Origin of the sequence: Rubeoparvulum massiliense, from assembly GCF_001049895.1 — a bacterium.
GTDB lineage: Bacteria > Bacillota > Bacilli > Rubeoparvulales > Rubeoparvulaceae > Rubeoparvulum > Rubeoparvulum massiliense.
Window position 1 is genome coordinate 356,974 of sequence record NZ_CVPE01000003.1, and the last position, 19,184, is coordinate 376,157.

The following is a 19,184-nucleotide window of genomic DNA, read 5'->3' on the forward strand; positions in this document are numbered from 1 at the left end:
AATCCACCTCCAAGACATTGTTGTAAAAAATAATTCCTAGTTCCATTGTATTTAATTTTCCCATTTTTTCAAACAATTTTATTATTCAAATATTTGTTTGAGTTTTTGAAATAAATTCTGATGATAAAGAGTGGCTGAACGGGAAAGTGTAAAAAAATCTTCCCCCTTCTTTTCGGTGTTCTCTTTTCTTCAACCTGACAAACTGTTATACTTGACTATAAATGTCAAAGCATTTCGCCACCATTTGTATCGTTTGAAGAAAGTAGGTCTCCACACATGTTTCGAATTGTCATTGCCGGGTATTACGGTTTTAATAACGTTGGAGATGATGCCCTTCTCTATGCGATTACTTCTTCTTTAATTGAAGAAGTACCCGCTCTACAGTTCGCTGTACTCTCCAACAATCCAAAAGAAACCGAAGCCTTATTTCACCTTCCAGCATATAACCGTTGGAGTATCAAAGAGATTGTTGGGCAACTCCGGCACTCCGACCTCTTGCTCATGGGTGGAGGGAGCCTCCTTCAGGATGTTTCTAGTCCAAGGAGCACCCTCTACTATTTGGCGATCATCCAAATCGCCAAATGGTTAGGCAAACCGGTGGTTCTCTATGCCCAAGGTTTTGGACCTGTTTCCCATCAAGCAAACAAATGGCTCATTCGGCGAATCGTAAATCAAGTGGATCTAATCACTGTTCGCGACGCAGAATCCAAGGATGATTTCCTCCAACACGGCGTCACGAAAACACCGATTCACGTCGCTGCGGATCCTGCTTTTTTACTTCACGTGCAATCCGATGATCTAGAGGCTGGTACTGAAGTATTTACCCGGTATGGCTGTCTAAATGGTCGACCAACATTGGGCATATCCGTACGTGACTGGAAAGATGAGCATGCTTTCAAGGAGGTTCTAGCACATGCCGCTGATGAGGTGGTACGCATGGGTTGGAACGTCGTCTTTTTACCGATGCACTATCCCCACGATCTGCAGGCATCACAGGATATTGTGAATCTCATGAAAGAACCGGCCTTCTGCATTGATGAAAAATTGAACTATCGCCAAATGATCGGATGCATCGCCCAGCTAGATATGATGGTAGGTATGCGACTTCACGCTGCGATCCTGGCTGCTGCACAATCCATCCCCTTTATTACGCTCTCCTATGATCCGAAAGTGGATCGGTTCGTTGAATCCATGGGGATGCCTAATGCAGGACGTGTAGAAACACTTCAATTGGAGCCTTTCCTCCCCCTCCTGCTCAATACCATAGAACACCGTGAGGATTGGAGAAATCATCTTCTAGAACAGCTCCGTACATTTCGGGAAAAAGCTGCCCTTAGTAATGAAAAAGTCCTACAGCTCCTCGAAGAAAAAAAAACCAGCTTGAATACACGGACTTGAATATATAAAAAAGAATCACCTTAGCTCACGAAGAAGCTTCGGTGATTCTTTTTTTATCCCATTTCTCACATTGTTTTAGATAGCTGAAGATATAAATTCTTGGTCTCTTCTGCCATGCGTAACAGTGTATACTTTTCCTCCACATCAAGCCGCGCTTGCTGTGCTAGCTGTCTACGTTCTTCCTCTTGATCAATTAGCTCTGTTAGAACTGCAGCAAGAGCAGCCTGATCGCCCACAGGAATCAAGCGACCATTCTTCTTATCCTGGAGAAAGTCCATAATCCCCCCCACACCAGTGGTCACCACAGGTAACTGCATAGCCATCGCTTCAAGAATAGATAAGCCAAACCCTTCAGAGAAACTACAGCTTACAAAAAGATCAAAGCTGGTCAGCACATCTGCCACATCATCTCGGAAACCGATAAAATGAATTCTTTCTGCATAGCCACTCTCCTGAGCTAAGCGTTGCAACTCATTCCGCTCATCTCCATCGCCACCAATGATAATGTGAAGTTGGGGAAACTGGGGAAGTAAAGTGCTGGCTGCACGAATCAAGGAATCGATTCCCTTCACTGCTACTAGACGTGACATGGTTCCTATCACAAATTCGTCTCCCTGCAGACCCCATTCCTGTCGTAAGCGCTGACGCCGTTCCTCCCGTTGGTCTAATGAGAATAAATCTAGATCCAAGCCGTGATGGATCACAGAGATCTTCTTTGGATCAACACCTTGCCCTTCTAAGTCCTGGGCAATATGATGGGAGATTGCGATGAACCGGTCCACATAACGACGGGTTAGCTTCTCTAGCGCGAGAGCCCCCCAATAGGATGTCTTCTTGGGATAGTCGAATCGCAAGAGACTATGGACCGTGGTAATAAGGGGAAAATTCTCTTCCATACCCTGAACAGCTAAACGGGTAAAGAAATTGGCCTTCACGCCATGGGTATGGATCACGAATGGTTCGATCGAAAAAATCAGCCGCCTCAGCTCCGATAATAAGCGCCAGTCAAAACGGCCAAACTGATCCAATACATGGACTTGAAACCCAAGCTCCTCTGCTTGCTTCGCAAAACGATGGCGATAAAAGCAGATGATTACAGGTTCCACGCCTAGTCTACTTAAAGATTTACATAAGTTGAGTACATGGATTTCTGCTCCACCATACTCACCTCCACCGATTACATGGAGAACCTTAAACGAGTCCATCCCAGTCACATCCCACAACAATATCTTTCTCAATTTTAACGAATCATCCTGTGGATAGCAAATACCTTTTTCTCAATGTTTGCTAAAAACCTCATGGTTTTGTAACTTGCCATTTACATGCCACATGTTACACTTAAAAGATAAGTAATGAATCCATGGTCAACAGTTTGAATATCTTTCGGAATGGATGAGGATTTAGACTATGACAAAGCGATCTTTTCTACGAACTACGGTACTTTTTACCCTTGGCACAATCGTAGGCAAAATATTAGGATTTCTAAAAGAGGTAAGCATCGGTTCCATCTATGGCACTACTGCTCCCGTCGATGCTTATGGCTTAGCGATGACCATACCAACCATCGTTTTTTCGGGTCTAACAGGTGCCTTTGCCATTTCCTTTATCCCCATCTTTATGCGGAAATATCGAGAGAATCAAGAAGAAGCTTATCTGTTTATGAATAACTTTTTACATATTATGTTGCTGATTTTTATTGTACCGATCCTGTTGATGGAATTACTTGCTGAACCATTGATTGCGCTCATTGGGTTTGGCTTTCCCCCAGAGGTACAGCAGCTTTCTGTAACGATGCTGCGTATTATTACACCCATGGTGCTTTTTACATTTCTCGGGGATACCTTTAATGCTTATTTGAATGGGTTCCATCACTTTAAAGTAACCGCCATCTATTGGATTGTCTTTAATGGGGTTACCCTCTTGATCTTTCTCAGCTTTGTGGACGACATTGGGATTATTGCTGTTGCAGTTGGGATGCTCATTGCCAGTCTTTTTCAAGGAACCATCCCCCTCTTTGCCTCACGTAAAATTGGCTATCGCTATCAATTTAGGGTGAATTGGCATGATCCAGGATTAAAAGAGATGGTTCGTTTAGGGATTCCAGCATTCATCACCAGCATCGCCATTCAATTAAATTTGGCAGTGGATAAATCCTTAGCCACCAGCTTGGGAGAAGGCGCTATTGCAGCACTGAACTATGCTCAAAAGCTTTACTTCCTCCCCCTTGGTCTTGTAGCAGGTCCCATTGCCACAGTGGTCTATCCTATATTGGTTGAAGCCTATACCGATAAGGATCGAGCCCAGTTTAAACAAACTGTACAGCAGACCACCAATGTTTTGTTGATTCTTTTTATTCCTGTGGCCATGTTTCTCGTATGGTTCGCCGCACCCACAATCCGTTTGGCCTTTGGATATGGGATGTTTGGCGAGAAGAGTGTGGCACTAACTGCATTTGGTCTGCAATTCTATGCCCTTGCAGCACTAGCTCAACCCTTAAAAGACTTTTATGACCGTGTCCTTTTCGCCATGCAGCTCAACCGTAAGATCATGTGGATCACCATTGTATCAGTGATTGTTACGATTCTCTTGAACTTCACCTTAATCATTCCCTTACGCCATGGTGGACTAGCATTGGCAACCTCCTTAGGCGTTACACTCTCTGTCCTTGCCCTTATCTATGTCTATAAACAGGTGACTCAGGATGGGCAGCTCTTACGACATTCGCTACCTGCACTGGTGAAGGCAATTGTAGCTTCAATCATTGCCCTCTTTGTCGCCTATGGTACACTGTGGGGATTGGAAGCTAGCATGGGACAATTTGCAGCAATAATCTCTTATCTACTGGCGATCCCTGCTTATTTACTAGCACTCTGGCTCATGAAAACCAAGGAGTTACTTGTTCTCTTCCAATACCGTAAACGTGAAGGAGCAACACAGAAATGAAAACGAATCCAACTCATATTCTTCACCTTTTAAATTATCCTGGGCAAGGTGGGAGCGAAAAATATATTCTTGATATTATCGATGGTCTTAAAGCTGATTACCGCTTCTCATTTGCCTACTCTCAAGAAGGTCCATTGCTAGCCCAATTGCGAAGACGTAACATCAAGCTCTACTCCATCCCAATGAGGAACCCCCTTGATTGGAAGGCCGCAAAACAACTAGCTCAACTCTGCCGCGAACAGGATATTCAAGTGATTCATGCTCATTACCTACGTGAAAATCTAATTGCCTTAATGAGTAAACGGTTTGGAAATCCTGCACAAATCATTTGGACCTATCATGTGAATGTTCCCATGTCACTACCTATACGCCTACTAAACCGCATGGTCACGAAGCAAAATAAGCAAGTGATCGCGGTCTCCCATTTTATGAAAGGTGAGCTCATGAAGCGCGGCGTTTCACCCGACAAGATTACAGTTGTCTACAATGGCTGCACCCTTCCCCAGCCAACATCCATCATTGAGCGACCTGAGCAGACCTTTATCTTCGGTGTTGTTGCCCGCTTAAGTGCAGAAAAGGGACATGCCTTTTTGCTAGATGCCCTTGCTTCCCTCCATGCTTCCATTCCTGCTGGGTGGAAATGTTGGATTATCGGAGATGGACCAGATCGAGAAGTACTACAGCAGCAAGCAAAAGAGCTCGGCATCGCAGATCATCTCCTCTTCTGGGGACATCAAAAGGAGATTGTCAACTACTATGCAGCTATTGACTGTATCATTATTCCATCGGAGAATGAATCCCTCTCCTACACAGCCATTGAAGCGCTAATTATGCAAAAGCCTGTCATCGCCACTAATGTAGGAGGAATCCCAGAGGTAATCCATCACGGCATCACTGGTACGCTGGTTGAATATGGTGATGTGGAGGACTTAGCCATGCAAATGGCTGCTGTCATCTCTGAGCCTGAGGTTTATCTGCGGATTGCCGAGAATGGTGCACGTTGGGTGGAGGAGCAATTCTCATCTGCACAGATGCTAGAGAAGCTCAAGCAGATCTATGGTTGATCATTGCTAAAGTAATCTTTCTAAAGCTTGCTGATCACAGATTGTAATGGATGATCCGTTCAGATAGATGAGACCATCCTCCTGCATCTTTCCTAACTCCCGAGAGAGCGATGGGCGAGGAATAGCTAACTGTTCTGACCATGCTTTTTTTGTAAAAGGAATGTTGATAGTATTCTCTCCACTTAATCGATAATGCTCCAAGAGCCAATCAGCAATCTTTTGACGAATGGATGGGTAAGCCAAGCGCTTCACTTTCTGATTCAGCATCAAAATCTTATTGGAGAGTAGCGCCATGAAGTTTTCTAAAAAGCGTTCTTCTTCCCTACAAAGCTGTAAGATGGATTCCTTCGAAATAAACAAGATGACCGTCGCTGAATTAGCAACAAGGGTTGCAGGGTAGGTTTTACGTTGTGAAAAAATAATCACTTCGCCAAAGATTTGGTGAGGTGTCAAACATTGAATCGTCACACCACTACCTGCGCCATGGAGCTTTTGAACCTCCACGGCGCCTTCTAATATAATTCCGACCTGTGTACAGGGGGCATCCTCCAAGGCGATGACCTCTTCCTTACCATAGAAGCGTTCAGCGTAGTTTACTTGTGATAAGAGGTCCATTAGCTCTGCTATTGTATAATCACGAAATAGAACGGATTGAGATAACTCCTTCAACCAACTTCCCTTCATTTCATCAGCCTCCCATTTCCCTCTTCAAGATCTTATCATGGTATTCTAAATTACTCCATTATGATGAAACACCAGTACCACGAGGGCACTGGTGTTGTTTTTTATCACTTCATCATGATTTCTCCTGCTACTCCATGACCTTCTCTACTCTCTTCTCCGTTCGGGTAACTGCTAAAACAATACCTACCACCAACCAGAACATGAGGATCACCTTAGGATAGAACCATACATACTCAGCCATCCCATGGATAAGTAGTCCAGCAATGCCTGCCAGGCTTGCTCCTAGGACGATGGTATTAAAGCGATTTTCTCTGTTTCGTTGGATAGTGCTTAATCCTACCCCAAAGAGACGTAAGAAGAAGAAGGCGAAGGCAATCAGCCCTACCATACCTAATTCCAAGGCAATCTCTAAATAAAGATTATGTGCATGGAAGGCGATGGGTGGCCATGCCCGATACAAGGGAAAAAGGGTGATAAAAGTATCATAACCATAGCCTGCTCCAAACCAGAAAAAGTCCTGAAACATATCCTGTGCGGACTGCCAGATACTGAAACGGTAGGAAATGGAGCTATCCTGGACATTTCCGATGGTGAGGAGACGCTCCCAAATCGTAGCAGGAAGTAAGTAGAGCCCTACTACCAGAAAGGGTGCTAGTACTAATAGCATTCTCCGCATGGTAAAGAGTATAAAAAGGAATAAGGCAGCAGCCAACGCTACATAACCCCCACGGGAGAAAGTGACGAACATCGTTAATACCATCAAGCCAATCCCACCAAGGGAGAAGAGGAAGGCAAGCGGATTCCGTGTTGTAAAGAGCGGAATGAATGAAATTAGAATCGCCATGACCAAATACTCAGCCAGATGATTGGGATTCTCTAAGGTAGAATAGACCCGTGTAGAAATTCCCGGATTAAGCTGTTGATCCACCCAGCCCGTATTAGTTTCTCCAAGCGTAAAGTATTGAACCAAACCAATCCCTGCCACAATGGTTGCAGAGATGAGGATCACGAGAGCCAATCGTTCCATCCCTTTACGATCATGGACAAAATAGACCACCAGATAGCCTAGAAAGATAGCGACAAGGAAAATAATCCACTCACCTAGACTCTGCCAAAATGAGATCGATCCCACTACTCCAGCCAAGGTGACCAGTAGCATGAAGCCTAAAGAGCGAGAGAAGCGCGTTCCTTCCCATAAGGGCTCATGCTGGCATAAACGTTTAATCATTAAGAGTCCATAATTGAGTACCACCAAAATGGCTAAAAAGCGAAATGGCAAGAAGGGAATAAGAAATGCGGTGCCATAGAGTCCATAGATTGGCTGACGCCAGAGCAATCCTACCAATGGAATCACCATTAGTAAAATGACAAATTGCTTCAATGGTAAGGTGAAAAATAGAATTGTCAAGAGAATCGCTAGGACCATCGTCTGTCTTTTCCCTTGATGACTAAGCTTTTCATCTACCTGAAGCCAACGCCGATCTTCATCTGCTACTAACCAGAACTCTGCCCATTGATGAAGCAAGCCACTCCGTACCCACGCATTCTGTAAAGGTTTGAACCAGATGACAACCAAAGCCAATACTCCAGAAAGTAGCAGGGCAATACCTAGTTTAGGTAATGAAAGATAATAGGGCAGCCATGGCAATGGCATGAGATGATGCCCCAGAAAGAGAACCCCCTGTAAAAAGAGGGTAGCTACAGCAAACCAGAAAGCGAGATGACGAAAGAATTGACGATTCCCTTGACGTACCATCCGCCCAACAAAGAGACACCACTGGATGATGACACTCTTCATAACAGCAGGGGTTAGCTTCTCCGTGAACCAAAGAAGCAATTTTTCCACAAGTCTTGTAACCCGTAACCAGAGCCGTTCTAGTCCACTATGCTTCTGCGCCTGCTTCAGCGTACTACCCTGGCTAAGGTACCGAAGTCCGCTACTCTGCCACCCCTTCAGAAACCATCCATAAATCCTATGAAGGAGGTGATAAAATAGGCTAGCTTCGTACCAACGATTTAAAACCATCAATCCTTTATAGACGAAGGAGCCTCGTAAGAAATAGAACATAATATCACCTTATTCCTGTGTAGGTGCTTCAGGTTGTACTAGACCGATCACCGTGGTTTTAACCGATGATTTTTGCGTCTTTAATACGAGGGTATTTCCTACTTTCCAGTCACGACCGCCAATAACAACACCACGTGATTGATAAACCCCTGAACCTTCTATGGTAACCGTCAGATTATATTTATCAGGAATCTCCGCTTTTACAACACGACCGTCTGCTGTCTCCACATAAGCGATGGCTGGTGTAACTTGCTTGTCCACTACTTTACCAAAATATCCATTGCTTTCCCAGTCATATGCATCATCACCGATAGCGATGGCATCTACTGTAGGTTGGCGAATCTCTTCAGCCAATAGGGTGAGCGTAACCGGAACGGTCTCTACAACTCGGTTGCTTTGAGTAACTTTGTAATAGACACCTGCTGCTAGTCCTAGGACAACCACCACTATAAGCAAGTCAACAATATTCACGAGACCAAATAATTTTCCCTTTTCATCAATCAGTTTCATTCCATGTTCCTCCTACCAGATCAATTAATCAAGATGCAGCCCATATCCAAAAGAGGATTCCGGCGACCAGAAACAAGCCTGCAAAAATGGCCAAAACCTTCCATAAACGTTCCATTCTCCTCTTCCTTTCTTAAGCAATCCTCACAAGTCTGTCTTATTATATCGAAAAAAGCGGTCGTGTGCATCTCCTCTCCACAAAAAAGAGCAGGCAGTTTTCGCCTGCTCTCCTCCATCCCCATCCGCTACATCACCGTAATACTAGCACCGATCACATAGGAGAAACTAATGGAGATAATGAGTGCGAGAAAGCCCACCGCCTTATTTCCCTTGGCAATCTCTTGGTCAACATGGAAGCGTGGTGTCATAAATTCAAAGATAAAATAAGCAAAGAGTAAAAGTAAGAATCCGACACCACTCCATACGATGGACTCCAAGATTGTGTCATGATGGGCAATGGAAAAGCGGAAGATATTGGCAACCCCAAACACTTTCCCGCCTGTTGCCATGGCAACTGCAAGATTGCCCTTCTTAATCTCCTCCCAGTCATTATACTTCGTCACCATCTCAAAGATGGTTAAAAATAAGATGATCGCAAGTCCAGCTACCATAAAATAAGATACTGTCTGTACATATGGATTTTCCCAGAACCACATATGAACACTCCCCATCAACACTTACTTCCATACTCCCTACTTAACTCTCTATACGATTGGGATGAAAAAAGGTTCCCTCTAGCTTACTAGATTTCCACCACGGTGACACCGCTTCCACCTTCACCCTCGCCACCAAGACGATAGCTCTTCACTAATTGATGATGGCGGAGGTATTCTTGAATTCCTTTACGGAGAGCACCTGTGCCTTTCCCATGAATGAGATGAACTTGATGGAGTCCGGCGATCATCGCCTCATCAAGATACTTATCAACACGAATGATAGCATCCTCTAGCAGTTCGCCACGTAAGTCCAATTCAAGGGGAACATGGGTAGTACCTGCTTTAACTCGAGAAACATGAACCAACTCCTGCTTCGGCTCCTTAACTCGCTCCAATTGCTTTCGTTCGATCTTCATTTTCATGATGCCAATTTGCACTAAATAGGTAGTAGCGTTCACCTGTTCAATGATATGTCCCTTCTGTTGTAAGTGAAGGACAAGGACTGGATCACCCGGGTGTAAGGGGCCTTCATCCTTACTGGCTCTATTGTTCACACCACGACCTGTTGCAGAAGGCACTGTGATCTGACTCGCCTCTTCTAAGCGCCGCTTTGCTTCAATAAGACGATGCTCTTTAATACTGGTCTCTTCCTCTAGTGCCATCTGCCTTAGGTCTTGGATTAACTGTTCAGCTTCCTTCAGACGTCCGCGCATTTCTGCTTCTAGTTCTTTTTTTGCTTGTTCCATTAACTGATTACGTTCTTGTTCGAAGCGTTCCTTTTCAAGGCGAAGTTGCTCTCGAATGGACTGAGCCTCTGCACGTAGCGCTTCCGTTGCTGTACGGTTCAATTCTGCTTCCTTCTGATTCTCCTCCAAAGATTGAATCATATTTTCAACCTGACGTGTCTCTTCGCCAATTTGTGCCTTCGCATGCTTAATAATATGGGAGGGAATACCGAGACGCTCCGCAATGGCAAAGGCATTACTCCGTCCAGGAATCCCGATGAGTAAACGGTAGGTTGGACGTAAGGTATCTACATCAAACTCCACAGAAGCATTCATCGCTTCTGGTGTATTGTAGGCATAAGCCTTGATCTCTGGATAGTGGGTGGTCGTAACCACCCTTGTACTAAATAGCCTTAAATAATCCAGAATTGCGATGGCCAACGCGGCCCCCTCCGCTGGATCGGTTCCTGCGCCTAGCTCGTCTAATAGCACGAGGCTATCTTGATCCATCTCGTTGAGGATGGAGATAATATTAGTCATGTGCGATGAAAAGGTACTAAGACTCTGCTCAATACTCTGTTCATCACCAATATCTGCATAGACTCCTGAAAATACAGCAGCTTCACCACCCTCTGCCACTGGGAGATGTAGCCCTGACATGGCCATTAGTGACAATAGCCCAATGGTTTTAAGAGTAACCGTCTTCCCACCAGTATTCGGTCCCGTAATTAAGAGCTGGGTAAAATCACCGCCCAATTCCACATCGATGGGCACCACCTGATCAGCAGGAAGGAGCGGATGTCGTGCTTGCTTAAAACGGAGATAACGCTCTTGATTTAAGCGTGGTTCAGTACCTCGAATAGCCAGAGCGTACTTCGCCTTCGCGAAGATAAAATCAAGCTGGGACAAGATCATGCTGTTCTGTTCCAGCGCCTCAGCAGCATCTGCTACCAATGCAGAAAGCTCCAGAAGAATACGCTCAACCTCTCGCTCTTCCTTCCCTTGCATTTCCCGTAATTGATTATTCATCTGCACTACAGCCGCGGGCTCCATGAACAATGTTGCTCCCGATGCCGACTGATCATGAACAATACCACCGAAGACACCGCGGTATTCCTGCTTAACAGGAAGACAATAACGATCATTTCGGATGGTGACAATGGGATCCTGAAGCATTTTTTGTGTACTAGCGGAACGGACCATGGAATCTAGCTTTTCACGAATCCGACTCTCTAGTGAACGGATTCCCTGACGAATGCTTCGTAAAGCAGAGCTTGCCTCGTCCAAGACGTCCCCCTGCTCCCCAATTGCTTGGAGAATGGCTTCCTCCAATTCACGAACAGACGTTAATTGAGCCACCAAGGGAGAAAGAATGGGATAATCACCCAACCCCTCTTCTACCAGGCTATTGAAAAAGCGTTTTAATTGCCGTGTTGCTGACAAGGTACTAGCCACCTGCAGTAGCTCATAGGGCTGTAGGATACTGCCAATTTGTGCCCGCTTCCAATACATTTGTAAGGGGAAGATCCCCCCAAATGGCGGTGTCCCCTTTCGCTGCAGGACACGTACTCCTTCCTGTGTCTCCTGTTGCCATTGGATCGCTTTCTGAAGGTCGATTGTCGGTTGTAACTGAAGGACTCGTTCCTTTCCCAAAGAAGTGGCTGCCAATCCGTCCACTTGATGCTTGACCTTATCAAATTCTAATACTCGATAGACGCGCGAATCCACAAGAATCCTCCTTATCCTCCGTTGCAAAGATGGTGGATCATTTTTTTATTATAGCATGGTGCAACCTGCTTCCCAAATCGTAGACCCCCAACTTCAAAAGAAGAGGGGGGTCTGTTGAAGTAGCCATTGAGCCACAGATGATTGTTGAAGAACGGTTTGGGCCCACTCTGCTGGGATCACCACCAATAGATTAACAGCGATGAATAGGAAAAGACTGATCTCCAAAAACCCAAGGGCTGCTCCAAGCGAGTGATTGGCCGTACTTAACACAGGTAGATGCATAATACCATCTAGGAGATACCCCAAGACAGAAAGCACCACCCGTGTACCAAAGAAGAGAATGGCAAAGGATAGACCATGATAGATGACCCGCTCCATGTCAATGAGCTGTGTAATCGTCGGGACAAACTGTAACTGACTCGTTTGAATGGAGAGTGGTAATTGTTGCTGTAGCCATGGAATGAGTACCGGTGAATAGAAGTAGGCAACGATGAAGGAGATGATAAAGCTAGTAAGTCGCAACAATTGTAACACAAAGCCTCGTTGATAGGCGATGAATGTATAACCGAGCACCACTACAAGAAAAATTATATCGATCAGTTGCGCAACCATCACCTCATTTCTCCTGACTACTTGTAAGCCTCTATGTACTCTCCTCTCTTACACCTTGCTCGATTGGGAGCTTAGAATGTCGCTTAAGTCGTTCCATCTGATTAAGGAGATCATCATATTCCCGTTTTAATTGCTCGTATTGATCAGCAAAATTGACCGCAGTGAGCACTGCCAGCTGCAAAGAGTCTAAACGTGGATTGGCAGAAGCTAACCGCTTCATTTGATCATCTACCGTAGAAGCTATCATTCGGATATAGTTGCTGCTTACATCGCCACGTATATGGTATTGTTGGCCAAAGATATCAACGGTTACTTTCTTTGCTTGCTCATGCATGGTCGGTCCCCCATCTTTTCTCTATAGCTCCTATCCTAAATATTTCGTGATAGAACATGAAAAATCCTGCAAAATATCATGCCCCCGTAAGCAGTATGCCACAGATCTGCTTGCGGGGGCAAATGCAAAACCTACGCCCGTAATTGAGCTCCATATTTTTCTGCTAATGCTTCTAGAATACGATGGATAATCGTCGATACTTCCTCTTCCTGCAAGGTTTGCTCTCGATTACGGAAGAGCAATGTATAGGCAAGACTCTTCTTCCCATCCTCTACACCTTTTCCTGCATATAGGTCAAAGAGTCGAATCTCTTCCAGCAAGCCGCCTGCTTCAGCTTGAATCGTCTGCTTCATCTGATCTGCAGTGACATCTGTGCTTACCACCAGCGCTAAATCTCGCTGAACTGCTGGATAACGAGGTACTGGCTGATAGTCAGGCTCCTCTTGTACAATGGCGAGAAGATTAGCTAAATCCAGCTGAAATAGATAGGTTACAGGAAGATCCTTCTCCTTTTGAATACTTGGATGCAATTGTCCCATGACACCCAATGTCTGCTCATTCCATGTGAGCTTCGCTGTTCGACCAGGGTGGAATCCTGCTTGCTGTGTTTGCTCATAGGTGACACCAACAATACCTAGCTGAGCAAAAAGCCCTTCTAATAAACCTTTTACGAGAAAGAAATCAACTGCTTCTGCGCCTTGATTCCAGCCCTTGGGGAGCCAGTCCCCTAACAGGATTCCTGCCAATGTTTTCCGCTCTTCATAGGGCTCACTTGCTCCCTCTTGCTCATGATGGAAAAAGAGCTTACCGATTTCAAACATAGCTAATTGTTTAAGTTGATGGGAAACATTGTATTGAGCTACTTGAAGAAGACTTGGCAGGAGTGTGGTTCTAAGTGTCCGGCGATCATTACTAAGCGGCATCGCCAAGGCAATTCGCTCCATCTCCTTATCAATAAAAGCCTGCTCTTCTTCAGGCGATGAAAGTGAATAGGTGATCACTTCACTCAAACCATGCTGGGCAAAATAATGGTGAATCCCCCGTGTCAACCGTTGCTCAGTATTGAGGCTACCCGCTGTATTGCCGCCCTTCGGTAAAGTGGTAGGCACATAGTCATAGCCATAAAGACGTGCAACTTCTTCGAATAAATCCTCTTCAATACTGATATCAGGACGGCGGGAAGGTGCTGTGACAAGTATATTTTCACCCTGAACCTCATAGGGGAACTGGAGACGGCGCAAATACTCTTCGACCTGTCCTTGGTCGATCGCTGTTCCCAAGACCTGATTCAAGCGTGAGAGGCGAAGGGAAATCACTTTTTCTTCCACGTCTAAAGGCTTGTTCAGAGCGACGCCGCCCTCTACTGCACCACCAGCATATTGAAGAATTAAGGAGGTTGCCCGATGTAAAGCAGGAATTACACGATTAGGGTCAACACCTTTTTCAAAGCGGCTGCTGGCTTCACTACGTAATCCAAGTTTTTGTGCAGTACGACGGATGGAGATCCCGGTAAACAACGCAGATTCTAGTAAGATATCCGTGGTTTCCCCATCTACCTCCGTATTAGCCCCTCCCATGACGCCAGCAAGGGCAATGGGACGTTCTCCGTCGGTGATCACCATCATGCTCTCATCTAGCTTACGCACTTGATCATCCAAGGTCTCCAATTGTTCATCAGCCCGAGCCTGCCGAACATGAATTTGTTTCGATGCCACTTTTTTATAATCAAAGGCATGGAGAGGTTGACCATACTCCAGCATCACATAGTTTGTAATGTCCACCACCACATTGATGGGACGAATACCTGCAGCGATTAAGTAATTTTTCAGCCATTGGGGAGAGGCTTGAATCTTCACCCCACGGATCACCCGAGCTGAATAGTAGGGACAATAACTATCTGCTGCTACGGAAACCTGAATGGGTGCTGGTTGCTGTTCTTCATGGTGATCCACTTGGGGGAGTTGGACATCTCGCCCAAGGATCGCTGCTACCTCATAGCCCACACCGATCATACTTAAACAATCGGAACGGTTCGGAGTAAGATCCAGATCAAGAATAAAATCATCTAAGCCTAGATAAGCGATAGCATCAGTGCCAACAGCTACCTCATCATCGAGCACCAAGATCCCTTCCTGCTCCTCTTTACTCAAATACTTCTCATCGATTCCTAATTCATCTCCAGAGCAGATCATCCCTTGTGATTCTACACCCCGTAGCTTAGATTTCTTAATCTTAATCCCACCAGGCAGATGAGCACCTGGTAAGGCTACGACGACCTTCTGATTAGCTGCCACATTGGGTGCGCCACAGACGATCTGGTAGGGCTCTGCTTCTCCCACATCTACCTGACATAGGTGGAGTCGATCAGCAGCAGGATGTGCTTCACAGGTAAGCACCTTCCCTACCACGATTTTGCTAACACCTTGATTACGTTCTTCGATGAGATCCACTTCTATGCCTGAACGTGTTAGACGCTCTGCTAGCTGCGCTGGACTAATATCATCGATCTCTACATAGTTACGAAGCCAATTATATGAGACGAGCATCTCCATCCTCCTTTATTCTTTAGCTGATCAGTTCTACCAATTACAGATGTGAGAATTGGCGAAGAAAACGTAAGTCATTGGTATAGAAATTACGAATATCCTCTACACCATGCTTTAACATGGCAACACGTTCTACACCCATCCCAAAGGCAAAACCTGTATAGCGTTCTGGATCATAGCCTGCACCACGTAGAACATTGGGATGCACCATGCCTGCCCCTAAGATTTCGATCCAGCCCGTCTCCTTACATACACGACAGCCTTCACCCTTACAGATCATACAAGAGATATCCACCTCTGTACTAGGCTCAGTAAAGGGGAAGAAACTGGGACGTAAGCGGATCTTCTGATCAGCTCCGAACATTTCTTTCGCAAATTCTAGCAAGATCCCTTTCAAGTCGCTCATACGAATTCCTTCATCCACAACCAATCCTTCAATTTGGGTAAATTGATGGGAATGGGTCGCATCATCATCATCGCGACGATATACCTTACCAGGACAGATAATCTTCACAGGCACTTGACCGGCTTTCGCCAATAAAGTACGTACTTGAACAGGGGAAGTATGGGTACGAAGCAAGGTTTCCTCTGTGATATAGAAAGAATCCTGCATATCACGGGCAGGATGCTCCTTCGGTAGATTGAGCATCTCAAAATTATAGTGATCCATCTCCACCTCAGGACCCTCTGCCACCTCGAAACCAAGGCCAATAAAGATGTCCTCAATGGTTTGAATCGTACGGGTCAAGGGATGAATAGATCCCACAGGAACGGTGCGCCCCGGTAATGTCACATCGATTTGTTCTGAAGCCAGTTGCTCCTCAAGCTGCTTGGCTTCTAGCGCTGCTTGCTTTTCTTCCATGACTGCTTGAATTTTTTCTCGAACCTCATTGACTAATTGTCCCATTAATGGCCGCTCTTCTGGGGATAGCTGACCAAGCCCTCTCATTACTTCAGTAATCGGACCTTTTTTTCCTAAGAATTTAACACGGATCCCTTTAAGATCATCTAACTTGGTAACCCGTTCGATCATCTCAAGTGCTTCAGACTGTAGTGCATGTAGCTTTTCTCGCAACGGTCTCCCTCCTTCATTGAAATCAAGGCAAATAAAAAACGACCTCTCTCCCCTAAGGGGCGAAAAGCCGCGGTACCACCCTTCTTCCACCTGCCATGGATCATTCTTCATCCAGCTTCAGCAGGTGCTTACCATGATAACGGTCATGTTCCGGTTCCCTCTACACCCAGCTTCTAAAGGTGGGTTCAAGGGTCAGCTCCTGAGGGAATTCAGCAGATTAACTAGAAGGCGCTTCCAGTCACGACGCCTACTCCCTAGCTAGTTATGGATCCTGCTTACTCTTCTCATTCCTCGCTATTCATCTCATCATTCCCCAAAGGGGTATTATTGATTATCTATTATAACGATCCTGCACCAAAAAGGCAATCCACGTTTCACCCTCCAACTTTTTTGCCACATCCCCTACTCTTGTACTACAATAGTTCTAGAGATTACCGGTTAAAACCGGGAACATATCCCTTAAAATATAGGATGAAAGTAGGGATTTTTGTGCAGGTTGTAGATGTTTTCTATGATAAGAAATACCAATGTCCTATATGTGATTTAGAGTTTCAGTCGAAAAAAGTACGTTCTCGTTATGTACAGCCTAGTTCCTATGATGAGGATTTCTGTCCCCATTATTCTCATGATTTAGCAGAAACCAACCCTCTTTTTTATCATATTGCGGTCTGTCCAAACTGTGGACTTGCCTTCTCTGATCAATCCTTGTTCCAAAATCAAGCCCGTCTACACCATCTTCAGCAATTCCTACAGCATCATTGGAAGACCACCGACTATGGCGTAATCCGCAGTCCTGAGCAAGCCATCGCCGTCTATAAATTAGCTATCTATGCCGCTACGGTAATCGAGGAGGACCCCTTGATCACCGCAGGCTATTGCCTACGTCTTGCTTGGATCTATCGCTATTTAAATCAGCAACCCAATGAAGAGCGCTTCCTTCGCCTAGCTGTTCAAGCCTACGAGCAAGCTTATGATCTCCTCGATTTTACCCAATCGGAGATGAGTGAAGAGAAGGTACTCTACATCCTCGGCGAGCTGGAACGGCGACTTCATCGCTACCAGGATTCAGTACGCTATTTCAATCGCTGTATCGAGGTAGGTCGACGCAGTGGGGAGAAAAAGATGGTTACACGTGCCCGCGAGCAGTGGCAGCTTGCTCGCCAGCAATGGAATCAGACAGAGGATTACTTAGGTGGTACTTTTGAGACCGTTAATAAGTAGATATCTTCTATGAAAAAGCGGCTCTTACGAGTCGCTTTTTTTGTCTTGAACTGAATCTTTAATCTTTACTTATGCAACGCTAGTAGGACAGCCTATTAATCCGTTGGACAAGATTTATTTTATTGAATAGTGCCGTCGCCATTCATACATCAGAAGGGCAGTTGCAACCGCCACATTTAAGGATTCAGCAGCACCATACATGGGGATGCTCAGGCGCTTGTCTACGAGGGCTTCCACTTCTGGACGGACACCATTCCCTTCATTCCCTACTACAATAGCTGTTTGCTTCTTCCAGCCAAAATTGGTATGTAACTCCGTTGCGCCAAGCATGGCAGCAATCACTTGGATCTCTGCCTGCTTCAAGTGAGGAATCATTTGAAGCAGGTCAATCTGTAGAATTGGTAAGTGGAAAATCGAGCCCATGGTGGCTCGCAACACCTTATCATTATACGGGTCTACACAACCCTTTCCCAACAGGACAGAGGTAGCTCCTACCGCATCCGCAGTGCGGATGATGGTCCCCAAATTGCCAGGATCCTGTACACCATCCACAAGAATATGCAACTGTCCCTGATCAGCATCAGAAATCAATTCCTCCATGCGTGGTAATTCAGGAGCCTTAATCACTGCGATGATCCCTTGGGAATGAACGGTTTGGGCTAACTGTTGAAAAAGTGAGCTGGCAAGCACCATCAGCTCCTGCCCTTGAAGGAGGAGATCCAATTCTTGAGGAAGCGATCTGCCCTCCTCGAGCAGAATCCCTTCAATTTGTTGCTGATGCAACAATGCCTCCTGTACCATATGGATGCCTTCCACAAGAAAACTTTGGTGCTCCTTACGTCCCTTTGTAGTTAAGCATTTTTTCCAGCGTTTAAACTTTACATTTTGAGTGGATGTAATCTGTTCCATCTATTGTGAAAACTCCTCTAGCTTCTTCAAGTCTTGATTATGTCCTAGCACCACCAGGATATCCCCCTCATGGATGAGATCCTCGGCTTGTGGAGCAATGTTGAAGCGTTTCCCCTGCTTCATCGCCATAACATAGCAGCCAAAGCGGCGACGAAAGTCTAACTGAACAAGGGTTTTTCCCACCATCTCTTTCGGTGCGCGGATCTCAATGATGCTATAATCCTTGGCCAATTCAATATGATCAAGGATATTGGAGGAGATTAAGCTATGGGCGAGTCGACGGCCCATATCAAATTCTGGATAGACCACTTTGTCTGCACCAATTTTATCTAAGACTTTTCCATGTTGATCATTCTGTGCCTTGACGACGAGCATGGGAACGCCTAGTTCTTTTAGAATCAGGGTGGTTAGGATGCTGGCCTGAATATCTTCACCAATGGCCACCACTACTACATCAAAATTACGAATTCCTAAAGCTTTCATCGCTTCCTCATCGGTGGAGTCAGCTTGTACAGCATGGGTGACATAGTTCATATGCTCCTGTATCTTTTCCTCATCTTGATCGATTGCCATAACATCATAATCTAATTGGTATAGGTAGCGAGCAACTGCTGAACCAAATCGTCCCAATCCAATCACAGCAAATGACTTCTCCATGCCCCTTCACTCTCCTTTTACTATCCCCTATTATACATGATTCCTCCCTATTGCTAA

At 45.4% G+C, this 19,184-nt stretch carries 16 protein-coding genes; 4 read left to right on the forward strand and 12 right to left on the reverse strand.

From position 1 onward, the window contains the following. The first annotated feature begins 276 nt into the window (after positions 1-276). On the forward strand, positions 277-1,398 hold the full coding sequence (gene csaB, locus BN1691_RS01830) for a polysaccharide pyruvyl transferase CsaB (protein ID WP_048600527.1): 1,122 nt from the start codon (positions 277-279) through the stop codon (positions 1,396-1,398). A 65-nt stretch (positions 1,399-1,463) separates the two neighbouring features. On the opposite strand, the gene BN1691_RS01835 is transcribed toward csaB, so the two are convergent. Continuing rightward, a complete protein-coding gene (locus BN1691_RS01835; RefSeq protein ID WP_048600528.1) occupies positions 1,464-2,603 on the reverse strand; it encodes a glycosyltransferase in 1,140 nt (379 codons plus the stop codon). Positions 2,604-2,805: 202 nt separating this feature from the next. On the opposite strand from BN1691_RS01835, the gene murJ reads away from it, so the two are divergent. Beyond that, positions 2,806-4,341 carry a murein biosynthesis integral membrane protein MurJ gene (murJ, locus tag BN1691_RS01840; protein ID WP_048600529.1) on the forward strand — a complete coding sequence of 512 codons (1,536 nt, stop codon included), beginning with the start codon at positions 2,806-2,808 and terminating at the stop codon, positions 4,339-4,341. Further along, entirely contained in the window at positions 4,338-5,405 is a 1,068-nt protein-coding gene (locus BN1691_RS01845) for a glycosyltransferase family 4 protein (protein ID WP_048600530.1), read from the forward strand. Before murJ ends, BN1691_RS01845 begins: the two co-directional genes overlap by 4 nt. 6 nt (positions 5,406-5,411) lie before the next feature. Here BN1691_RS01845 and BN1691_RS01850 read toward each other — a convergent pair whose 3' ends face one another. The 9 genes from BN1691_RS01850 to pheS form a co-directional block, all read right to left on the reverse strand. Continuing rightward, positions 5,412-6,089, reverse strand: coding sequence for a Crp/Fnr family transcriptional regulator (locus tag BN1691_RS01850; RefSeq protein ID WP_048600531.1), 678 nt, complete (start codon positions 6,087-6,089; stop codon positions 5,412-5,414). Positions 6,090-6,216: 127 nt separating this feature from the next. Continuing rightward, positions 6,217-8,157, reverse strand: a complete 1,941-nt coding sequence (locus BN1691_RS01855) for an O-antigen ligase family protein (protein WP_048600532.1) — start codon at positions 8,155-8,157, stop codon at positions 6,217-6,219. 9 nt (positions 8,158-8,166) lie between these two features. Beyond that, the gene (locus BN1691_RS01860; protein ID WP_048600533.1) at positions 8,167-8,667 is read right to left on the reverse strand and encodes a DUF4330 domain-containing protein; all 501 of its coding nucleotides are present in this window, start codon (positions 8,665-8,667) and stop codon (positions 8,167-8,169) included. Positions 8,668-8,909: 242 nt separating this feature from the next. Beyond that, positions 8,910-9,320 (reverse strand): DUF350 domain-containing protein, encoded by a 411-nt coding sequence (locus BN1691_RS01865; RefSeq protein WP_147545560.1) that lies wholly within the window; start codon positions 9,318-9,320, stop codon positions 8,910-8,912. An 86-nt stretch (positions 9,321-9,406) separates the two neighbouring features. Continuing rightward, positions 9,407-11,773, reverse strand: coding sequence for an endonuclease MutS2 (locus BN1691_RS01870; RefSeq protein ID WP_048600535.1), 2,367 nt, complete (start codon positions 11,771-11,773; stop codon positions 9,407-9,409). A 93-nt stretch (positions 11,774-11,866) separates the two neighbouring features. Continuing rightward, positions 11,867-12,385, reverse strand: coding sequence for a CvpA family protein (locus BN1691_RS01875; protein ID WP_048600536.1), 519 nt, complete (start codon positions 12,383-12,385; stop codon positions 11,867-11,869). Between the two features lie 31 nt (positions 12,386-12,416). Further along, the gene (gene zapA / locus BN1691_RS01880) at positions 12,417-12,719 is read right to left on the reverse strand and encodes a cell division protein ZapA (protein ID WP_048600537.1); all 303 of its coding nucleotides are present in this window, start codon (positions 12,717-12,719) and stop codon (positions 12,417-12,419) included. A 131-nt stretch (positions 12,720-12,850) separates the two neighbouring features. Beyond that, positions 12,851-15,265: a phenylalanine--tRNA ligase subunit beta gene (gene pheT, locus BN1691_RS01885; RefSeq protein WP_048600538.1), complete on the reverse strand. Its 2,415-nt coding sequence runs from the start codon at positions 15,263-15,265 to the stop codon at positions 12,851-12,853. A 40-nt stretch (positions 15,266-15,305) separates the two neighbouring features. Further along, positions 15,306-16,340, reverse strand: coding sequence for a phenylalanine--tRNA ligase subunit alpha (pheS, locus tag BN1691_RS01890; protein WP_048600539.1), 1,035 nt, complete (start codon positions 16,338-16,340; stop codon positions 15,306-15,308). A gap of 489 nt (positions 16,341-16,829) precedes the next feature. Here pheS and BN1691_RS01895 point away from each other — a divergent pair, with 489 nt between their 5' ends. Further along, positions 16,830-17,561 carry a DUF2225 domain-containing protein gene (locus tag BN1691_RS01895; protein WP_048600540.1) on the forward strand — a complete coding sequence of 244 codons (732 nt, stop codon included), beginning with the start codon at positions 16,830-16,832 and terminating at the stop codon, positions 17,559-17,561. Between the two features lie 114 nt (positions 17,562-17,675). On the opposite strand, the gene BN1691_RS01900 is transcribed toward BN1691_RS01895, so the two are convergent. Together BN1691_RS01900 and BN1691_RS01905 are read right to left on the reverse strand one after the other, a co-directional pair. Then, the gene (locus tag BN1691_RS01900) at positions 17,676-18,470 is read right to left on the reverse strand and encodes a TrmH family RNA methyltransferase (RefSeq protein ID WP_048600541.1); all 795 of its coding nucleotides are present in this window, start codon (positions 18,468-18,470) and stop codon (positions 17,676-17,678) included. Next, on the reverse strand, positions 18,471-19,127 hold the full coding sequence (locus BN1691_RS01905; RefSeq protein WP_048600542.1) for a potassium channel family protein: 657 nt from the start codon (positions 19,125-19,127) through the stop codon (positions 18,471-18,473). Positions 19,128-19,184: the final 57 nt, after the last annotated feature.

Excerpts from the sequence above, each read along its gene's own strand:
- csaB (WP_048600527.1), top strand. The coding sequence starts at position 277 with ATGTTTCGAATTGTCATTGCCGGGTATTACGGTTTTAATAACGTTGGA.
- BN1691_RS01835 (WP_048600528.1), bottom strand. The coding sequence starts at position 2,603 with ATGGACTCGTTTAAGGTTCTCCATGTAATCGGTGGAGGTGAGTATGGT.
- murJ (WP_048600529.1), top strand. The coding sequence starts at position 2,806 with ATGACAAAGCGATCTTTTCTACGAACTACGGTACTTTTTACCCTTGGC.
- BN1691_RS01845 (WP_048600530.1), top strand. The coding sequence starts at position 4,338 with ATGAAAACGAATCCAACTCATATTCTTCACCTTTTAAATTATCCTGGG.
- BN1691_RS01850 (WP_048600531.1), bottom strand. The coding sequence starts at position 6,089 with ATGAAGGGAAGTTGGTTGAAGGAGTTATCTCAATCCGTTCTATTTCGT.
- BN1691_RS01855 (WP_048600532.1), bottom strand. The coding sequence starts at position 8,157 with ATGTTCTATTTCTTACGAGGCTCCTTCGTCTATAAAGGATTGATGGTT.
- BN1691_RS01860 (WP_048600533.1), bottom strand. The coding sequence starts at position 8,667 with ATGAAACTGATTGATGAAAAGGGAAAATTATTTGGTCTCGTGAATATT.
- BN1691_RS01865 (WP_147545560.1), bottom strand. The coding sequence starts at position 9,320 with ATGTGGTTCTGGGAAAATCCATATGTACAGACAGTATCTTATTTTATG.
- BN1691_RS01875 (WP_048600536.1), bottom strand. The coding sequence starts at position 12,385 with ATGGTTGCGCAACTGATCGATATAATTTTTCTTGTAGTGGTGCTCGGT.
- zapA (WP_048600537.1), bottom strand. The coding sequence starts at position 12,719 with ATGCATGAGCAAGCAAAGAAAGTAACCGTTGATATCTTTGGCCAACAA.
- pheT (WP_048600538.1), bottom strand. The coding sequence starts at position 15,265 with ATGCTCGTCTCATATAATTGGCTTCGTAACTATGTAGAGATCGATGAT.
- BN1691_RS01900 (WP_048600541.1), bottom strand. The coding sequence starts at position 18,470 with ATGGAACAGATTACATCCACTCAAAATGTAAAGTTTAAACGCTGGAAA.
- BN1691_RS01905 (WP_048600542.1), bottom strand. The coding sequence starts at position 19,127 with ATGGAGAAGTCATTTGCTGTGATTGGATTGGGACGATTTGGTTCAGCA.